This is a genomic window from Peribacillus simplex NBRC 15720 = DSM 1321 (genome assembly GCF_002243645.1).
GTDB lineage: Bacteria > Bacillota > Bacilli > Bacillales > DSM-1321 > Peribacillus > Peribacillus simplex.
Genome location: NZ_CP017704.1, coordinates 1,313,817 through 1,328,304, shown reverse-complemented (window position 1 = coordinate 1,328,304; position 14,488 = coordinate 1,313,817). Strand labels below are relative to the sequence as shown.

Annotated in this window: 12 protein-coding genes; 11 read left to right on the top strand and 1 reads right to left on the bottom strand. The window is 41.7% G+C overall.

What is annotated here, in order from left to right:
- Nucleotide 1: 1 nt before the first annotated feature.
- The 7 genes from argJ (at nt 2) to BS1321_RS06200 (ending at nt 9,143) form a co-directional block, all read left to right on the top strand.
- Nucleotides 2-1,234 carry a bifunctional ornithine acetyltransferase/N-acetylglutamate synthase gene (gene argJ / locus BS1321_RS06230; RefSeq protein WP_063232202.1) on the top strand — a complete coding sequence of 411 codons (1,233 nt, stop codon included), beginning with the start codon at nt 2-4 and terminating at the stop codon, nt 1,232-1,234.
- 11 nt (nt 1,235-1,245) lie between these two features.
- On the top strand, nt 1,246-2,019 hold the full coding sequence (argB, locus tag BS1321_RS06225) for an acetylglutamate kinase (protein WP_063232201.1): 774 nt from the start codon (nt 1,246-1,248) through the stop codon (nt 2,017-2,019).
- A complete protein-coding gene (locus BS1321_RS06220; RefSeq protein ID WP_063232200.1) occupies nt 2,016-3,167 on the top strand; it encodes an acetylornithine transaminase in 1,152 nt (383 codons plus the stop codon). The genes argB and BS1321_RS06220 overlap by 4 nt, the downstream gene beginning before the upstream one ends.
- A gap of 82 nt (nt 3,168-3,249) precedes the next feature.
- A complete protein-coding gene (locus tag BS1321_RS06215; protein ID WP_063232199.1) occupies nt 3,250-4,332 on the top strand; it encodes a carbamoyl phosphate synthase small subunit in 1,083 nt (360 codons plus the stop codon).
- Nucleotides 4,325-7,444, top strand: a complete 3,120-nt coding sequence (locus BS1321_RS06210) for a carbamoyl-phosphate synthase (glutamine-hydrolyzing) large subunit (RefSeq protein ID WP_063232198.1) — start codon at nt 4,325-4,327, stop codon at nt 7,442-7,444. The genes BS1321_RS06215 and BS1321_RS06210 overlap by 8 nt, the downstream gene beginning before the upstream one ends.
- Nucleotides 7,441-8,400, top strand: a complete 960-nt coding sequence (gene argF / locus BS1321_RS06205; RefSeq protein WP_063232197.1) for an ornithine carbamoyltransferase — start codon at nt 7,441-7,443, stop codon at nt 8,398-8,400. The genes BS1321_RS06210 and argF overlap by 4 nt, the downstream gene beginning before the upstream one ends.
- A gap of 563 nt (nt 8,401-8,963) precedes the next feature.
- On the top strand, nt 8,964-9,143 hold the full coding sequence (locus BS1321_RS06200; protein WP_034314546.1) for a YjzC family protein: 180 nt from the start codon (nt 8,964-8,966) through the stop codon (nt 9,141-9,143).
- Between the two features lie 54 nt (nt 9,144-9,197).
- Here BS1321_RS06200 and BS1321_RS06195 read toward each other — a convergent pair whose 3' ends face one another.
- Nucleotides 9,198-9,956: an IclR family transcriptional regulator gene (locus BS1321_RS06195; RefSeq protein WP_063232196.1), complete on the bottom strand. Its 759-nt coding sequence runs from the start codon at nt 9,954-9,956 to the stop codon at nt 9,198-9,200.
- Between the two features lie 406 nt (nt 9,957-10,362).
- On the opposite strand from BS1321_RS06195, the gene BS1321_RS06190 reads away from it, so the two are divergent.
- From BS1321_RS06190 to BS1321_RS06175, 4 genes are all read left to right on the top strand, one after another.
- Nucleotides 10,363-11,310 carry a fumarylacetoacetate hydrolase family protein gene (locus tag BS1321_RS06190; RefSeq protein WP_063232195.1) on the top strand — a complete coding sequence of 316 codons (948 nt, stop codon included), beginning with the start codon at nt 10,363-10,365 and terminating at the stop codon, nt 11,308-11,310.
- Nucleotide 11,311: 1 nt separating this feature from the next.
- Nucleotides 11,312-11,803, top strand: a complete 492-nt coding sequence (locus BS1321_RS06185; RefSeq protein WP_063232194.1) for a DinB family protein — start codon at nt 11,312-11,314, stop codon at nt 11,801-11,803.
- Nucleotides 11,804-11,835: 32 nt separating this feature from the next.
- Nucleotides 11,836-12,948: a cupin domain-containing protein gene (locus tag BS1321_RS06180; protein WP_063232193.1), complete on the top strand. Its 1,113-nt coding sequence runs from the start codon at nt 11,836-11,838 to the stop codon at nt 12,946-12,948.
- Nucleotides 12,949-13,074: 126 nt separating this feature from the next.
- A complete protein-coding gene (locus BS1321_RS06175) occupies nt 13,075-14,274 on the top strand; it encodes an FAD-dependent monooxygenase (protein ID WP_326152052.1) in 1,200 nt (399 codons plus the stop codon).
- Nucleotides 14,275-14,488 lie beyond the last annotated feature (214 nt).

The window sequence follows — 14,488 nt, the reverse complement described above, 5'->3', positions numbered from 1 at the left end:
AATGAATACACTACAGCCAGTTGAAGTAATCAAACAAATTCAAGAGGGAAACATTTTAATGCCCCAAGGGTTCAAAGCATCAGGTGTCCATGCAGGATTACGCTATTCTAAAAAGGACGTTGGCATCATTTTTACCGATGTCCCAGCATCAGCCGCGGCGGTTTATACACAAAATGTAGTTCAAGCCGCTCCAATCAATGTAACGAAAGATAGCATTGCAGTTACTGGAAAACTTCACGGCATTGTAGTGAATAGTGCTTGTGCGAATGCTTGTACAGGTGAACAGGGTTTAAAAGATGCAAATGAAATGAGGAAGCTTGCGGCTCAAAAGTTCGGTTTGGAGGACCATTCATTTGCAGTGGCTTCAACGGGAGTCATCGGGGAATTCATGGAAATGGAAAAAGTAAGAAAAGGCATAGAGTCATTGCAGCCAGAAAATACACCTGAAGCTGCTGAAGCTTTTGGTACAGCCATTTTAACAACGGATATTGTAACGAAGAGCTGTGGTTATGAAACAATTATTGACGGTAAAACCGTGAAGATGGGCGGCGCTGCGAAGGGATCGGGAATGATTCATCCAAACATGGCTACAATGCTCGGTTTCATTACCACGGATGCTGTAATTGAACCGGATGATTTACAGCAAGCACTATCCTCCATAACAAATGATACATTCAATCAAATCACGGTTGATGGTGACTGTTCAACGAACGACATGGTATTAGTGCTCGCGAATGGAGAAGCGAACAATGACCCTTTGACACCTAACCATCCAGAATGGTCTATCTTCCTGGAATTATTAAAACAAACTTCCGAAAATCTCGCTAAACAAATTGCGAAAGACGGAGAAGGTGCCACAAAACTGATAGAAGTGAATGTTCATGGCATGCATACGAAGCAAGATTCACAGATGATGGCGAAGACGATCGTAGGGTCAAATCTAGTGAAAACGGCAGCTTTTGGAGCGGATGCAAACTGGGGAAGGATCATTGCTGCGATGGGAAGAAGCGGAGTGGCATTCAATCCGGATCAAACAACGATCGTTTTTGGTGATATCGTTGTACTTAATGATGGTGAGCCGATCATGTTTTCTGAGGAAGAAGCCAAAGCATACTTGGAAAATGAAAGTATCATCATTCATGTTTATTTAAAAGATGGTAATGAATCAGGCACAGCATGGGGCTGCGATTTAACCTATGATTATGTGAAAATAAACGGAAGCTATCGTTCGTAAGAGGTGAAAATATGGACATATTAGTCATAAAGTGCGGCGGCAGCATCATTAATGAGTTATCTGAGTCGTTTTTCAATAGTGTTAGAGAGTTACAAAACCGCGGCTACCATATTGTCTTTGTGCATGGAGGCGGCCCTGATATAAATTCAATGCTTGAAAAATTTGAAATTGAACCAGTATTTGAAGATGGTTTAAGAAAAACGACCACTGAAGTGTTGGAAATTGTGGAACTTATGCTGGCAGGCAAATCGAACCGCAGCCTCGTTCATAAATTGGAAGCTCATGGCATCAAGGCAATCGGTATAAATGGCTCTGACGGCGGAATTCTCACAGGTGATTATATCGACAAACAGAAACTTGGAGCTGTTGGTGAGATACAACAAGTCAATACGGAATTATTCGGACTTTTATTCGAAAAAGGTTATTGTCCGGTATTGACGCCCATTTCAACTACCGAAGAAGGCACTAAATTAAATGTGAATGCCGATATGGCTGCTGGGTCTGTAGCGAAGGCACTATCGGCCGATATGTGTTTATTTGTGACCGATGTTAAAGGGGTCTTGAAGAATGGGCAGATCATTGAGAAATTGAATGAAACGGAAACGAAGAATATGATCATGGATGGAAGTATCCATGGGGGAATGATCCCGAAAGTCAATACAGCGTTGTCTGTGCTGAATAAAGGGATTGAAGAAGTGATGATCGTTAGTGGGAAAGATCATTTTTATCAAGGCGGACAATTCATCGGTACGAAATTTCTTCAGGAGGAAGGGGTATTTCAATGAGTTCTTTATTTCCAACATATGCAAGGTGGAACATTGAGCCAGACACTGCGTCAGGATTGAAGATTACGAGTGCAACAGGTAAAGAGTATCTGGATTTCACATCCGGTATCGGGGTTTTGAATCTTGGACATTGTCATGAGAAGGTAAAAATGGCTGTCACGGAGCAGCTTAATAAATATTGGCATGTATCGAACATGTTTCAAAGTTCCATACAGGAACGGACAGCAAAAATGCTGGCTGATGCCTCTGGTTTAAGTCAGGTGTTCTTTGCCAACAGCGGTGCCGAGGCGAATGAGGCAGCAATCAAACTAGCACGTAAAGCTACTGGGAAAAGCAAAATTATCACATGCCAGCAGTCTTTCCACGGCCGTACGTTTGCAACGATGGCTGCAACGGGGCAGGAAAAAATCAAGACTGGTTTCGGACCGATGCTAGCTTCGTTCGAATATGTTCCATTTAATGATAATGATGCCATGACAGCAGCCATTGATGAAAATACGGCAGCTGTAATGATTGAAATTGTTCAAGGAGAGGGCGGCATTCATGTTGTACAGCAATCTTATCTGGACGTGATTCAAACTCAATGCCAAGAACACGGAGCTCTCCTTATCATAGATGAAATTCAGACTGGAATAGGGCGTACAGGGAAACCATTTGCATTCCAGCATTTTAATATCCAACCGGACATCATCACTTCAGCAAAGGGGCTGGGAAATGGCCTGCCAATCGGGGCGATGATTGGAAAGGAAGCACTGTCTGAGTTCTTTAACCCTGGAAGTCATGGATCCACTTTTGGAGGTAATCCCGTTAGTGTCTCAGCGGCCGAAGCCGTGTTAAAGGAAATTTTCCAATCAGGGTTTTTAAAAGAAACCGTTAAAAAGGCTGAATACCTTGAGAGCGAATTGGCAAAAGCATTGAAGGACATGGAAGAAGTGAAAGAGATTCGCGGTCTGGGAATGATGGTCGGAATTGAATGTAAACAGGATGTTCAAGCTTTTTTAATGGAACTGCAAGAAGAGGGCTTACTTGTATTGAGTGCAGGTCCTAAAGTACTTCGTTTACTCCCATCTCTGACAGTTACCGAATCGGAGATCAACAGTGCTATAAACAAAATTAAAAAAGTATTGGCAATAAAACAAACTGTCTAAATTTATTGAATTTTTTATAGAACAAAATGAATAATTATGCTATTGTGTATATAAATATACATCATCTAAAGAGGTGAAGATCATGAAAAGCTATCTATATTTAGAGAATGGTTCCGTCTTTGAAGGGGAACTGCTGACTAAATCGACTGAAAAAACAATCACTGGAGAGATTGTCTTTTTTACAGGAATGACCGGATATCAAGAAGTGTTGACAGATCCTTCATATAAGGACCAGATTGTCATCTTCACATACCCACTAATCGGAAATTATGGAATCAATGAACATGATTTTGAAAGTAAGAAACCGCATGTTGCCGGTGTGATTGTTTATGAAGGAAATATGAGCCATTCACATTATCAAGCTAAATATTCACTTGGTGAATATCTAGACAAGTGGAACATTCCTCTTTTAAGCCATGTTGACACAAGAGCGGTAGTTAAGAATATAAGACAGGAAGGTTCCATGCAGGCAGTCATCACAGCGGAAGAAAAATACACTGTCGTACCTGGCCTGAATGGTTTATCAGCACACGTTGCTGAGGTATCCACAAAGATTGTCGAGAGTTTTGGGAAAGGCGACAAGCACGTGGTAATGATGGATTTCGGCTATAAAAAATCCATATTGGATTCATTGGTCGAGCAAGGCTGCCGAGTCTCTGTCGTACCATTCGATACTGAATTCGAACAAATCAAGGACTTGAAGCCAGATGGTATTTTGCTTTCAAATGGGCCTGGGGATCCAAAACAGCTTGAATACCTTTTAGGAAACATTAAAAAGATCATTACGAATTTTCCAACGATGGGCATCTGCCTCGGTCATCAATTAACGGCCCTTGCCTTAGGTGGAAATACAAAAAAAATGCTGTTTGGACATCGCGGTGCGAATCAGCCCGTGGTCGATTTGAAAACGAAAAAGGTGTATATGAGTTCGCAGAATCATAGTTATGAGGTTGATGAACCGAGCTTACAAGGAACATCGCTGCAAGTGAGATTCAGAAACGTGAATGATAACACAGTTGAGGGGCTCATGCATGAAGACTTGCCAATCTTCACTACCCAGTACCACCCAGAGGCAAATCCAGGACCTATCGAGAGTTCATTACTATTCAATGACTTTTTACAAATGATAAATGATTATAGCGGGAGAGAAAAAGCTTATGCCTAAGGACGACGCGATACAGACCATTTTAGTGATTGGTTCGGGGCCGATTGTCATTGGGCAGGCCGCCGAATTCGACTATGCAGGTACACAGGCCTGCCTTGCTTTAAAGGAAGAAGGATATAAAGTCATACTGGTCAACAACAATCCTGCAACGATCATGACTGATGATATGAATGCGGATGCTGTCTATTTCGAACCTTTAACAGTTGATGTACTGGAAAAGATCATTTCCAAAGAAAAGCCGGATGGCCTGCTCGCTACATTAGGCGGTCAAACAGGATTGAATCTTGCTTATCAATTGGATGATGCTGGAGTGCTTGAAAAATATAATGTCAAATTATTAGGAACTCCGATCGACTCCATCAAAAAAGGGGAGGATCGTGAACTGTTTCGTGAGTTGATGTTTGAAATAGGTGAACCCGTTCCTGACAGTACGATTGTCCATACTCTTGAAGAAGCGCTGGATTTTGCCAACAAAATCGGTTTTCCGATCATCGTTCGTCCCGCTTATACACTCGGAGGAACTGGCGGTGGGATTGCTGATTCACTGGACACCTTTAAGGAACTTGTACGGGGGGGACTTCAAGAAAGCCCGATTACACAATGCTTGATTGAAAGAAGCATAGCTGGTTATAAGGAAGTCGAATATGAGGTTATGCGAGATGGCAACAATACGTGCATCACTATCTGTAATATGGAAAATATCGATCCGGTAGGAATCCATACAGGTGATTCGATTGTCGTGGCACCATCACAGACTTTATCGGACGATGAGTTTCAGATGCTGCGTGCCGCTTCTATTAAAATCATCTCTGCGTTAGGTATCATAGGCGGCTGTAACATTCAATTTGCACTTGATCCGAATAGCAAGCAATATTATTTAATAGAAGTAAACCCGCGTGTCAGCCGTTCATCAGCACTAGCTTCCAAAGCAACAGGTTATCCCATAGCACGCATAGCCGCAAAGCTCGCTGTCGGCTATGATTTATCGGAGCTCATCAATCCTGTAACGAAAAGCACATATTCAAGCTTCGAACCTGCTCTTGACTATGTAGCGGTGAAGTTCCCGAGGTGGCCATTCGATAAATTCACGACCGCCAACCGAAAATTGGGAACACAGATGAAGGCGACTGGTGAAGTGATGGCTTTACACCGCAGCTTTGAAGGAGGAGTCCAAAAGGCCGTCGATTCTTTGGAATTGAAAACGATTGGGCTACAGCTATCATCGCTGAAAAATAAAACGGTTACTGAACTTTGGGGAAAGCTTGCCGAAAAATCTGATGAACGAATATTTGTCATTTTTGAAATGCTTAGAAAAGGTGTGACGATTGAAGAAATTCATGAAGCGACAGCCATAGATTATTTCTTCCTTAAATCCTTTGCGTCATTGATCCAAAATGAAATGGAGATTGAAGCTAAGGCAATCGATCAGGTAACAAGGGAAGAACTGCAGACATACAAGGAAAAGGGCTTTTCAGACCGCTATCTTGCTTCCGTATGGAAAGTAAGTGAGATGGAAGTGAGAGCACACCGCAAATCACTAGGCCTTACGGCGGTCTACAAAACGGTTGATACATGTGCAGCCGAGTTCGAATCACATACGAACTATCACTATTCAACATATTTTGGTGAGAATGAACAGAAAAAAACTGATAAAAAGAAAGTCTTGATGATTGGCAGCGGTCCGATCCGCATCGGACAGGGAATAGAATTTGATTACTGTTCGGTTCACGGTGTTTATGCACTCCAGGATGAAAATGTTGAAACGATAATGATCAATAATAATCCGGAAACGGTAAGCACGGATTTTGCGACTGCAGATCGCCTTTATTTTGAACCTTTAACTCTTGAATATGTTCTTAATGTAATAGAAGCGGAAGATATAAAAGACGTTATCGTCCAATTTGGTGGGCAGACTGCGATAAATCTGGCAAAAGGCCTAGAAGATTACGGTGTCAATTTGTTGGGGACCTCCTTCGATACACTCGATCAATTAGAAGACCGTGATCGTTTTTATCAGCTTCTTCAAAAACTGGATATCCCCCATGTACCGGGTTCAATGGCTAATGGTGAAGAACAATTAATTGCCTGTGCAGAGGAAATCGGTTTTCCAGTGCTCTTACGCCCATCCTATGTAATTGGCGGCCAGGGAATGGAAATCATCCGCTCCAAGGAAAGCTTAATGAATAGAATGGTAAATGGAACGGCACTTGTATATCCCGTGTTGATCGATTCCTATATTCCAGGGAAGGAAGCCGAAATCGATTTGATTGCGGATGGAAATGATGTATACATTCCCATCATTGCCGAACATATAGAGAAAGCAGGTGTCCATTCAGGGGATAGCATGGCATTATTGCCAGCTCAATCCTTAACGGATGATATCAAAGATAAAATGACCCTTTATGCTAAAAAACTAGTTAGGGAACTTGGTTATAAAGGACTTATGAACATCCAATTCGTGATTGAAGGAAATAGTGTATATGTATTGGAAGTGAATCCTCGTGCCAGTCGGACAATTCCAATCATCAGTAAAGTGACCGATGTATCCTTGGTGCAAATAGCGACAAAAATATTGCTTGGGAAATATTCATTGTCGAATGCGTTCGAAAAAACGGGCTTAATGGAAGAAATTCCGTATGCTGTCGTTAAATATCCGGTATTCTCTACCTTTGCACTAAGCGGACTTGATTCGAAGGTAGGTCCGGAAATGAAATCAACAGGTGAAGGAATCGCCATCGGAGAAACGGTAAATGAAGCGTTGACAAAAGTATTCCATGCTCAAAAAGCTAAACATACTTCAGGTGTTTATCAATCAGGATCAGTCCAATTAAGTGAAGATTTGTTAGTGCAAATCAAAGAAGCAGGTTTGACATTGAGGAATTCAGATTTTGATAAATGGTTAAATGAAGGAAATGCTGCGGTCGTTTTGGCATATGGAACAACGGAAGAAGATAAGAAGCTAAGATTACTTGCAGCGAAATACCGACTGCTTGCATTTACGGAAGAAGAGACTTTCAAGGCCTATCTACAATCGGTAGAGAATGCTGATCCAGGGGTTACCTCGCTTCAGGAATGGCTTGTACCATATTCGAAAGGAGTGTCACACGTATGAGTTCAATGACGGCACCGACACAAGCGAAGATTTTAAATGGAAAAGATTTTTTGACCATGAAAGAGTCTACACCAACGGCAATTGCAGATTTATTAAAGCTAGCGCAGACCATTAAAGGCAAATTGCAAGCTGGTGAAGAATATACGCCTTTAAAAGGGAAAACGCTGGGGATGATCTTTGAAAAATCGTCTACCCGTACCCGTGTTTCTTTTGAAGTAGGCATGATGCAGCTTGGTGGACACGCTTTGTTCCTGAGTGGCAATGACTTGCAAATTGGACGTGGTGAGACTATTTCGGATACTGCAAAAGTCCTTTCTGAATATATTGATGGCATCATGATTCGTACCTTCGAGCATGAAAAAATCCTGGAATTGTCAGAAAACGCTTCTATCCCAGTCATCAATGGGTTAACTGATCTTGCCCATCCTTGTCAGGTGCTTGCTGACTTCTTGACGATCATCGAGATAAAAGGGCAGCTAAAAGGCTTGAAAATGAGTTATATCGGTGATGGCAATAATGTTGCCAATTCATTGATGGTAGGCTGTGCAAAAATGGGAATGGATTTTTCCATTGGGTGTCCTGAGGCCTATAAACCCGATGAAAAAGTCGTCGCCTATGCTCAAAAAGTGGCAGAAGAGACTGGCAGTGAAATTGTGGTCACAACCTCAGCTTCAGCAGCCATAAAAGATGCGGATATTGTCTATTCCGATGTTTGGACCTCCATGGGGCAGGAAATCGAGAATGGTATCCGCTTAGAAGCTTTTAAAGATTATCAAATCAATGGTGAACTTGTAAAACTTGCTAAAGAAGATTACTTATTCATGCATTGCCTGCCTGCACACAGGGAAGAAGAAGTAACGGCTGAAGTCATCGATGGACCTAATTCCGTCGTTTTCCACCAAGCTGGAAATCGTCTGCATGCCCAAAAGGCGGTTCTGGTGGACTTAATGTCTTAACCAAAAAGGCGTCTCCTCAGAGAGCAGTCGCTCAGTTTGTAGAAAAAAAGGTTTCGGAATGGTCTCATTCCGAAACCTTTTTGATTTTAATTGTAGCAGCAGTTAGAGAATAATAACTGGATCAATAATTGAGCGTCCCACCTCTGAAACATATCTTCCACCAAGTCAAAAATGAAAAGGCACCAATTGTTGCCTCCACGAACCAAATGGTTCGATGGCACCAGTTGATCTAAAGTAAATCATTTCAAGTTGATCTCGCTGAATAGAACCATGTTTAGAAAGCATCCTTATCACCTCAAGTTTTAATCCATCTATTTAAAAACAAAAAAGACTGCAGGTAAAAGGATCTCCTTAATGTTAAATCAAAGGACAAGTTTTAAAAACTTAAAAAGACTGGTAGACAAACTCAAATATTATCGAGTTTGTCTACAGTCTAAGCGTTTGCTCAGAGTACAGACGCTTTTTTAATTTAGCTGAATTTCCTGTGTGTCCTTAATTTTTCTGACATGAAAGAAAGGAACCTGGTAATAATAACAGGGAAAGCATGTAAAGGGGTGAAATCTATGGGGCAAAATCGTCAATTTAAGCCAGGTCAGAAGGCACCTAATAATGGGACCTACGTAGAAATCGGTGAAACGGGCAGCACGGTAGTGAATCCGAAAATGGTCAAGCTTGATGCAGGGGATTCTTTTCCTGAAACATCCAATCATAACCGGATATGGACATATAAGCGGAAGCCATGAAACATCTAAAAGCAGGAAAAAGGAATGATCGCCATCCTTTTCCTGCTTTTTTTTCTATTCAGCGGAATAACCGAATATTTTCGAGATTTCCAAACAGCTCTTTCTTAAATAGTGGCTTAAAGGATCTTCATAATGATCAGGAATGCTTTCGGTGAACCCAACGGCAGTGATCGCTCCCAATAATTCTGAATTATAATTAAAAACCGGAATGGACATGGAGGAAACTGATGGTACAAGAGGCTCTTTGGCAAAAGCTATTTTGTATTTCAAAATTTCATCATATTCATTTGTTTCTTTAAGGAACGAGCTTGTAACATTACGATCTTTTTCAATCCATTCCGCCGTCAAGGAAGGATCCTGAAATACAGTGAATACCTTTCCGGAAGAGGATGATGGCGGAAGTCGAGTACCTAACTGTGCCCCGATGTTTAAGTTTTGGTTGGAATTCCATATTTTTGCCGTGATTGGTCCATCATATGTCCAAACGGAAAAAAGGACCGTGCAAGAAGTATGGTGACTGATTTCCTGTAAATAAGGAGTTATTCTGCTCGTGACATCCTCATTTCCTATCGCTGCCATGCCGTATTGAATCAATTTGCTCCCAAGGTGATACATACCGGTTGTCTTATCGCGATATAGTAACTCCAGTTGTGTCAAAGTATTCAAATACTTATAGAGGTTACTTTTCGTTATTTCCGTTAATTCTTGAATATCAGAGAATCTTAAAGGAGTTCTTTGAGAAGCAAGTAAATCTATGATGCTCATCCCAACTTGTAATGATTGAATCGTCGAACCGGATTTTACGATTTCCATAAATCAATCTCCCTAATCTGTTTTAATTTAGGTCTAGTATATCAGAATCTGTAAAATTTAAATGAAATTTAGCAAGAAAAACCGGAGGCTGCTTGAAGCTATCAATATACTTTCCTTTTAAATAAATAACTTTAGCGGACCTTTTTATTGATTCCGAAGTAGTCATAATGGTGTAGATGATAACATTTGCACAAAATTTTGCAATACTTTCTTGACAATATTCCGAAAATTAAGTTATTATTTATATAAATAGTGAACAATGTTATCTATAAGTGAAATTGGTAGATGTACAGTCATTCATATTCTGGTTTGTGAAGCGAATCCAGCAGAATTAGCCCACAAATAAGGATAGTGGGATCGAAAAGAGATTTTTAAAAAAATCCAGATTAATAAAGGAGAATGAAATATGAAATTAGTAACTTTCAGCAGTAAAGGATTTAAACGTATTGGTGCAATTTACCCGAATAATGTAATAGTCGACTTGAATTATGCCTATCAAGCGCTTCTTGAAAGCGAAGGGAAACTTCGCAGTGAACAAATCGCTGAAGCATATGTCCCTGCAACCATGGAGGCGTTTTTACAGGGAGGGAATGAAAGCCTTTCCATCTCGAAAAAAGCTGCGGACTACGCATTGAACAATCGTGATTCCTTCAGACATGAATTGGTGCATGATGTTGAAAATATAAAGCTTGAGGCCCCTGTCCAAAAGCCAGGCAAAATTATTTGTGTCGGACATAACTACCGTGAGCACATTGCTGAAATGGGTCGCGAATTGCCGCCATTCCCTGTGGTATTCGCAAAGTTCGCCAATACAGTAATCGGTCCCCAAGATGATATACCGTTTTTTCCAATCTCTGAACAACTTGATTATGAAGCGGAATTCGCTTTTGTAGTCGGACAAAGGGCACGTAATGTTTCAAAAGAAGATGCTCTTGATTATGTAGCTGGTTATACAATTGCGAATGATGTTACGTATCGTGATATCCAACGGCGTACACTTGAGTGGCTTCAAGGGAAAACGGTTGAAGGAAGTGCTCCGATGGGTCCTTGGTTAGTCACTTCCGATGAACTATCCGATCCATCTGGCTTAAATGTCCGATTAACGGTAAATGGTGAAGAACGCCAAAAAACGAATACATCCAACTTCGTATTCGATGTGAGATATCTTGTTGAGTTCTTATCGAATTTAATGACTCTTGAACCAGGTGACATAGTTCTCACAGGAACACCGGGTGGGGTAGGAGTAGCCCGTGATCCACAAGTGTTCTTAAAAGATGGTGACGTAGTCAAAATCGAGATCGACAAAATAGGTTATCTTGAAAACCGTGTGCGACTTGTCGGGGAGGGGAAATAAAATGGCTTATCAGGAAATCGGGACATCAATCCAATCGGTTCAACAATCAATCGACCACATTCTTGAGACAGCGGCAAACCTTCCGGAAGAAACGATCCGATTTAAGCCTGCAGATGATGAATGGTCAATCATGCAGATACTTTCCCATTTAGCTGAGGCCATTCCTTATTGGTTAGGTGAATTGGAAAATGTAATAGCGGTGCCTGGATCCAAATGGGGGCGTGGATTGCAAGATCCAGCCCGCCTGGCAGCAGTTACCGATACTGACAAACTTGCTGTTGATGATGTCATGAAGCAAGTGGAGGAGCTTAAATATAAAGTGGAAAGCAGTCTCGGGAATTTAGATGAAGAAACACTATCCAAAGAATCGCCACACCGGAATTTCGCTAAATTCGGAAACAAACCAGTTTCATATATAGTCGATCACTTCATCGATGAGCATGTTTCAGGACACTATGATCAAATTAAGCGAAACCTTTCTAAAATCCAGTGAGGAAATGATAAAAAAAGAAAGTAGGGATTAATATGGCTGAAAAATCAGAATACATGAATAGTACAATCGTAAAAGATTTTACAAAGGATATTCAGCAGTATAACCTTGGGCCACTGTGGGAAGCCATTCCCGCTCTGATGGACCATGAACCTAAACCTCATGCCCATGCTTATTTATGGAAAGAAGAGCTTTTGACAAAAAAATTGATGGAAGCAGCTGAAATCTTCACTCCTGACCGAGGAGGGGAGCGCAGGGCCATATATTTTCAAAACCCTGGCCTTACTTATCGCCAGCCTTGGGGATGGGCTTCGACAACACAAACGCTTTATGCAGCGGTTCAGCTATTGCTGCCAGGTGAAGTGGCCCCTTCCCACCGTCACTCCCAAAGTGCACTTCGTTTCATTACGAATGGTGAAGGTGCATACAGCATCGTGCAGGGAGAAAGGATCTTCATGGAAGAAGGAGATTTCTTGATCACGCCTAAAAACCTATGGCATGGTCATGGACATGTTGGCGAAAAGCCAATGATTTGGATGGATGCCCTTGATATCCCTACCATCTATTCCATAGGTGGCACTTTCTTTGAACCATATCCAGATCGGATTGAAACGCCTAAACGGCCGGATAATTTTTCAGAGCTCCGTTATCAAGGCGGAATGGTTCGTCCAGTATCCGACCGTTATTCACAAGTGGCACCGCTTGCCAACTACAAGTGGAAAGGCACCAAAGCCGCGATAGAAGGATTAATGAATTTTGAACCTGATCCATATGAAGGGTTCGCCGTGGAATATATCAATCCATCGAATGGCCAAACGGCCAATCCGACGATGGGGGCATGGATGCAGAAACTTCCTAAAGGTTTCCATACGAAAGCACATCGCCATACCCATTCCACAATTTATCAAGTGCACCAAGGATCAGGCTATACGGTCATTAATGGAGTGCGTTTTGACTGGTCCAAGGGAGATTACTTCGTCGTTCCGAATTGGGCCTGGCATGAGCACGTTGCAGAAGCCGATTCTTACTTATTCTCGGTAAACGACCTACCAATAATGGAGAGATTCGATTTGGAACAGCAACAGGCATTAGACACAAATGATGGTTACCAAAAGGTTGAAAGTGAATTCAAGCCTGTTTTGGTTTAAAAATAATCGGTTTGAAACTTTAAGAATGATCCTGATGGATATATAGAATGCCAGTCGAATGAAAACGCTTACTGTGGTATTGGTCCGCAACATTGGCTAAAACAACTAATTTAGGGGGAATTGATGATGAACATAGAAAAAAAACCATTCATCGTTATCGGTGGGGGAATTGGCGGATTGGCAACTGCTTTAGGAATCGCAGAAACGAAACAGTATGTAAAAGTCCTGGAACAAGCTCCCGAATTTGGTGAAATTGGTGCAGGGATTCAGCTTGCCGCAAATGCCACCAACGTATTGCAGCGTTTAGGAGTCATGGATAAAATCAATGAAATTGCAGTATTTCCAAAAAGATTGGTGCTAATGGATGCCTTTTCCGGAAAAGAGCTTTCCGCTTTGGATTTAGGTGATGTTTATAAAGAAAGATATGGAGCTCCGTACGTTGTATTGCATCGTTCTGATTTGCATAAAGTACTGGCTGAAGCATGTGAAAAGAACCCGTATATCGAGCTGGTTACGAACCAAACCATTATTGAGACAGTAGAAAATGAAGGTGAGGTGACGGTCACTTCTGCCAACGGGTCCCAATATTCAGGAACTGCTGTCATTGGAGCCGATGGATTATGGTCCAAGGCACGGAAACTTTTTGTGGAAGATCAACCGGTCTGCTCTCAATATGTTGCATACAGGGGAGCGATCCCGATGGAAGAGGTTACGAGCCATGGAGATCTAGATGATGTATATATGTGGATTGGGCCAAACCTTCATCTTGTTCAATACCCGGTTAGAAGGGGAGAACTTTACAACCAAGTAGTGGTGTTCAAAAGTTCTCAATACACGGAAGAAAACGAAAAAACAGATCAATGGGGAACACCGGAAGAAATGGACTGTGTATTTGCCGGAACTTGTGAGCTTGTTCAGAATGCGATTTCATTCATTCAAAGGCAACGCCGCTGGCCAATGTATGACCGGTTACCAATTGATAATTGGACAAAAGGAAGAATTACGCTTACGGGCGATGCGGCACATCCGATGCTTCAATACTTGGCACAAGGGGCTTGCCAGGCTTTAGAAGATGCAGCTTATTTGTCGGATATGCTTCATAAGCATGGGAATGACATTGAACAGGCATTTTTGGAATATCAAGAGGAACGGATTCCGCGTACGGCTCATGTTCAAACAAGCGCAAGAATGTGGGGGGAAATCATTCACAATATGACCGATGCAGGCATTCTGCTTCGAGATACGATCCTTGCGGGTCGCACGGATAAGGATTTTCAATTCGTCGATGAGTTTCATGGTTACAATAAAACGGCCGTGAAAGCATAACCCGTTATTTCATCCAAATACTGTGCTAAGTGATTTTATGCATTTTACAAATGGGTCGCCTTTCTTCTATATGAAGAAAGGCTTTTGCCGTTTATCCTCCATGCCTCCTGCATTTTTTATAACTTTCCTTTACATGGGGAGAATTAGAAGTATAATGAAAATATAAAGGTCAAATTTGGTCAAACCCAGTGGGAATTCGTTCATGATATAGATG

Coding starts and splice junctions, on each gene's coding strand:
- argB (WP_063232201.1), top strand. CDS start 1,246: ATGGACATATTAGTCATAAAGTGCGGCGGCAGCATCATTAATGAGTTA.
- BS1321_RS06180 (WP_063232193.1), top strand. CDS start 11,836: ATGGCTGAAAAATCAGAATACATGAATAGTACAATCGTAAAAGATTTT.
- BS1321_RS06220 (WP_063232200.1), top strand. CDS start 2,016: ATGAGTTCTTTATTTCCAACATATGCAAGGTGGAACATTGAGCCAGAC.
- BS1321_RS06185 (WP_063232194.1), top strand. CDS start 11,312: ATGGCTTATCAGGAAATCGGGACATCAATCCAATCGGTTCAACAATCA.
- argJ (WP_063232202.1), top strand. CDS start 2: ATGAATACACTACAGCCAGTTGAAGTAATCAAACAAATTCAAGAGGGA.
- BS1321_RS06190 (WP_063232195.1), top strand. CDS start 10,363: ATGAAATTAGTAACTTTCAGCAGTAAAGGATTTAAACGTATTGGTGCA.
- BS1321_RS06175 (WP_326152052.1), top strand. CDS start 13,075: ATGAACATAGAAAAAAAACCATTCATCGTTATCGGTGGGGGAATTGGC.
- BS1321_RS06215 (WP_063232199.1), top strand. CDS start 3,250: ATGAAAAGCTATCTATATTTAGAGAATGGTTCCGTCTTTGAAGGGGAA.
- BS1321_RS06195 (WP_063232196.1), bottom strand. CDS start 9,956: ATGGAAATCGTAAAATCCGGTTCGACGATTCAATCATTACAAGTTGGG.
- argF (WP_063232197.1), top strand. CDS start 7,441: ATGAGTTCAATGACGGCACCGACACAAGCGAAGATTTTAAATGGAAAA.
- BS1321_RS06200 (WP_034314546.1), top strand. CDS start 8,964: ATGGGGCAAAATCGTCAATTTAAGCCAGGTCAGAAGGCACCTAATAAT.
- BS1321_RS06210 (WP_063232198.1), top strand. CDS start 4,325: ATGCCTAAGGACGACGCGATACAGACCATTTTAGTGATTGGTTCGGGG.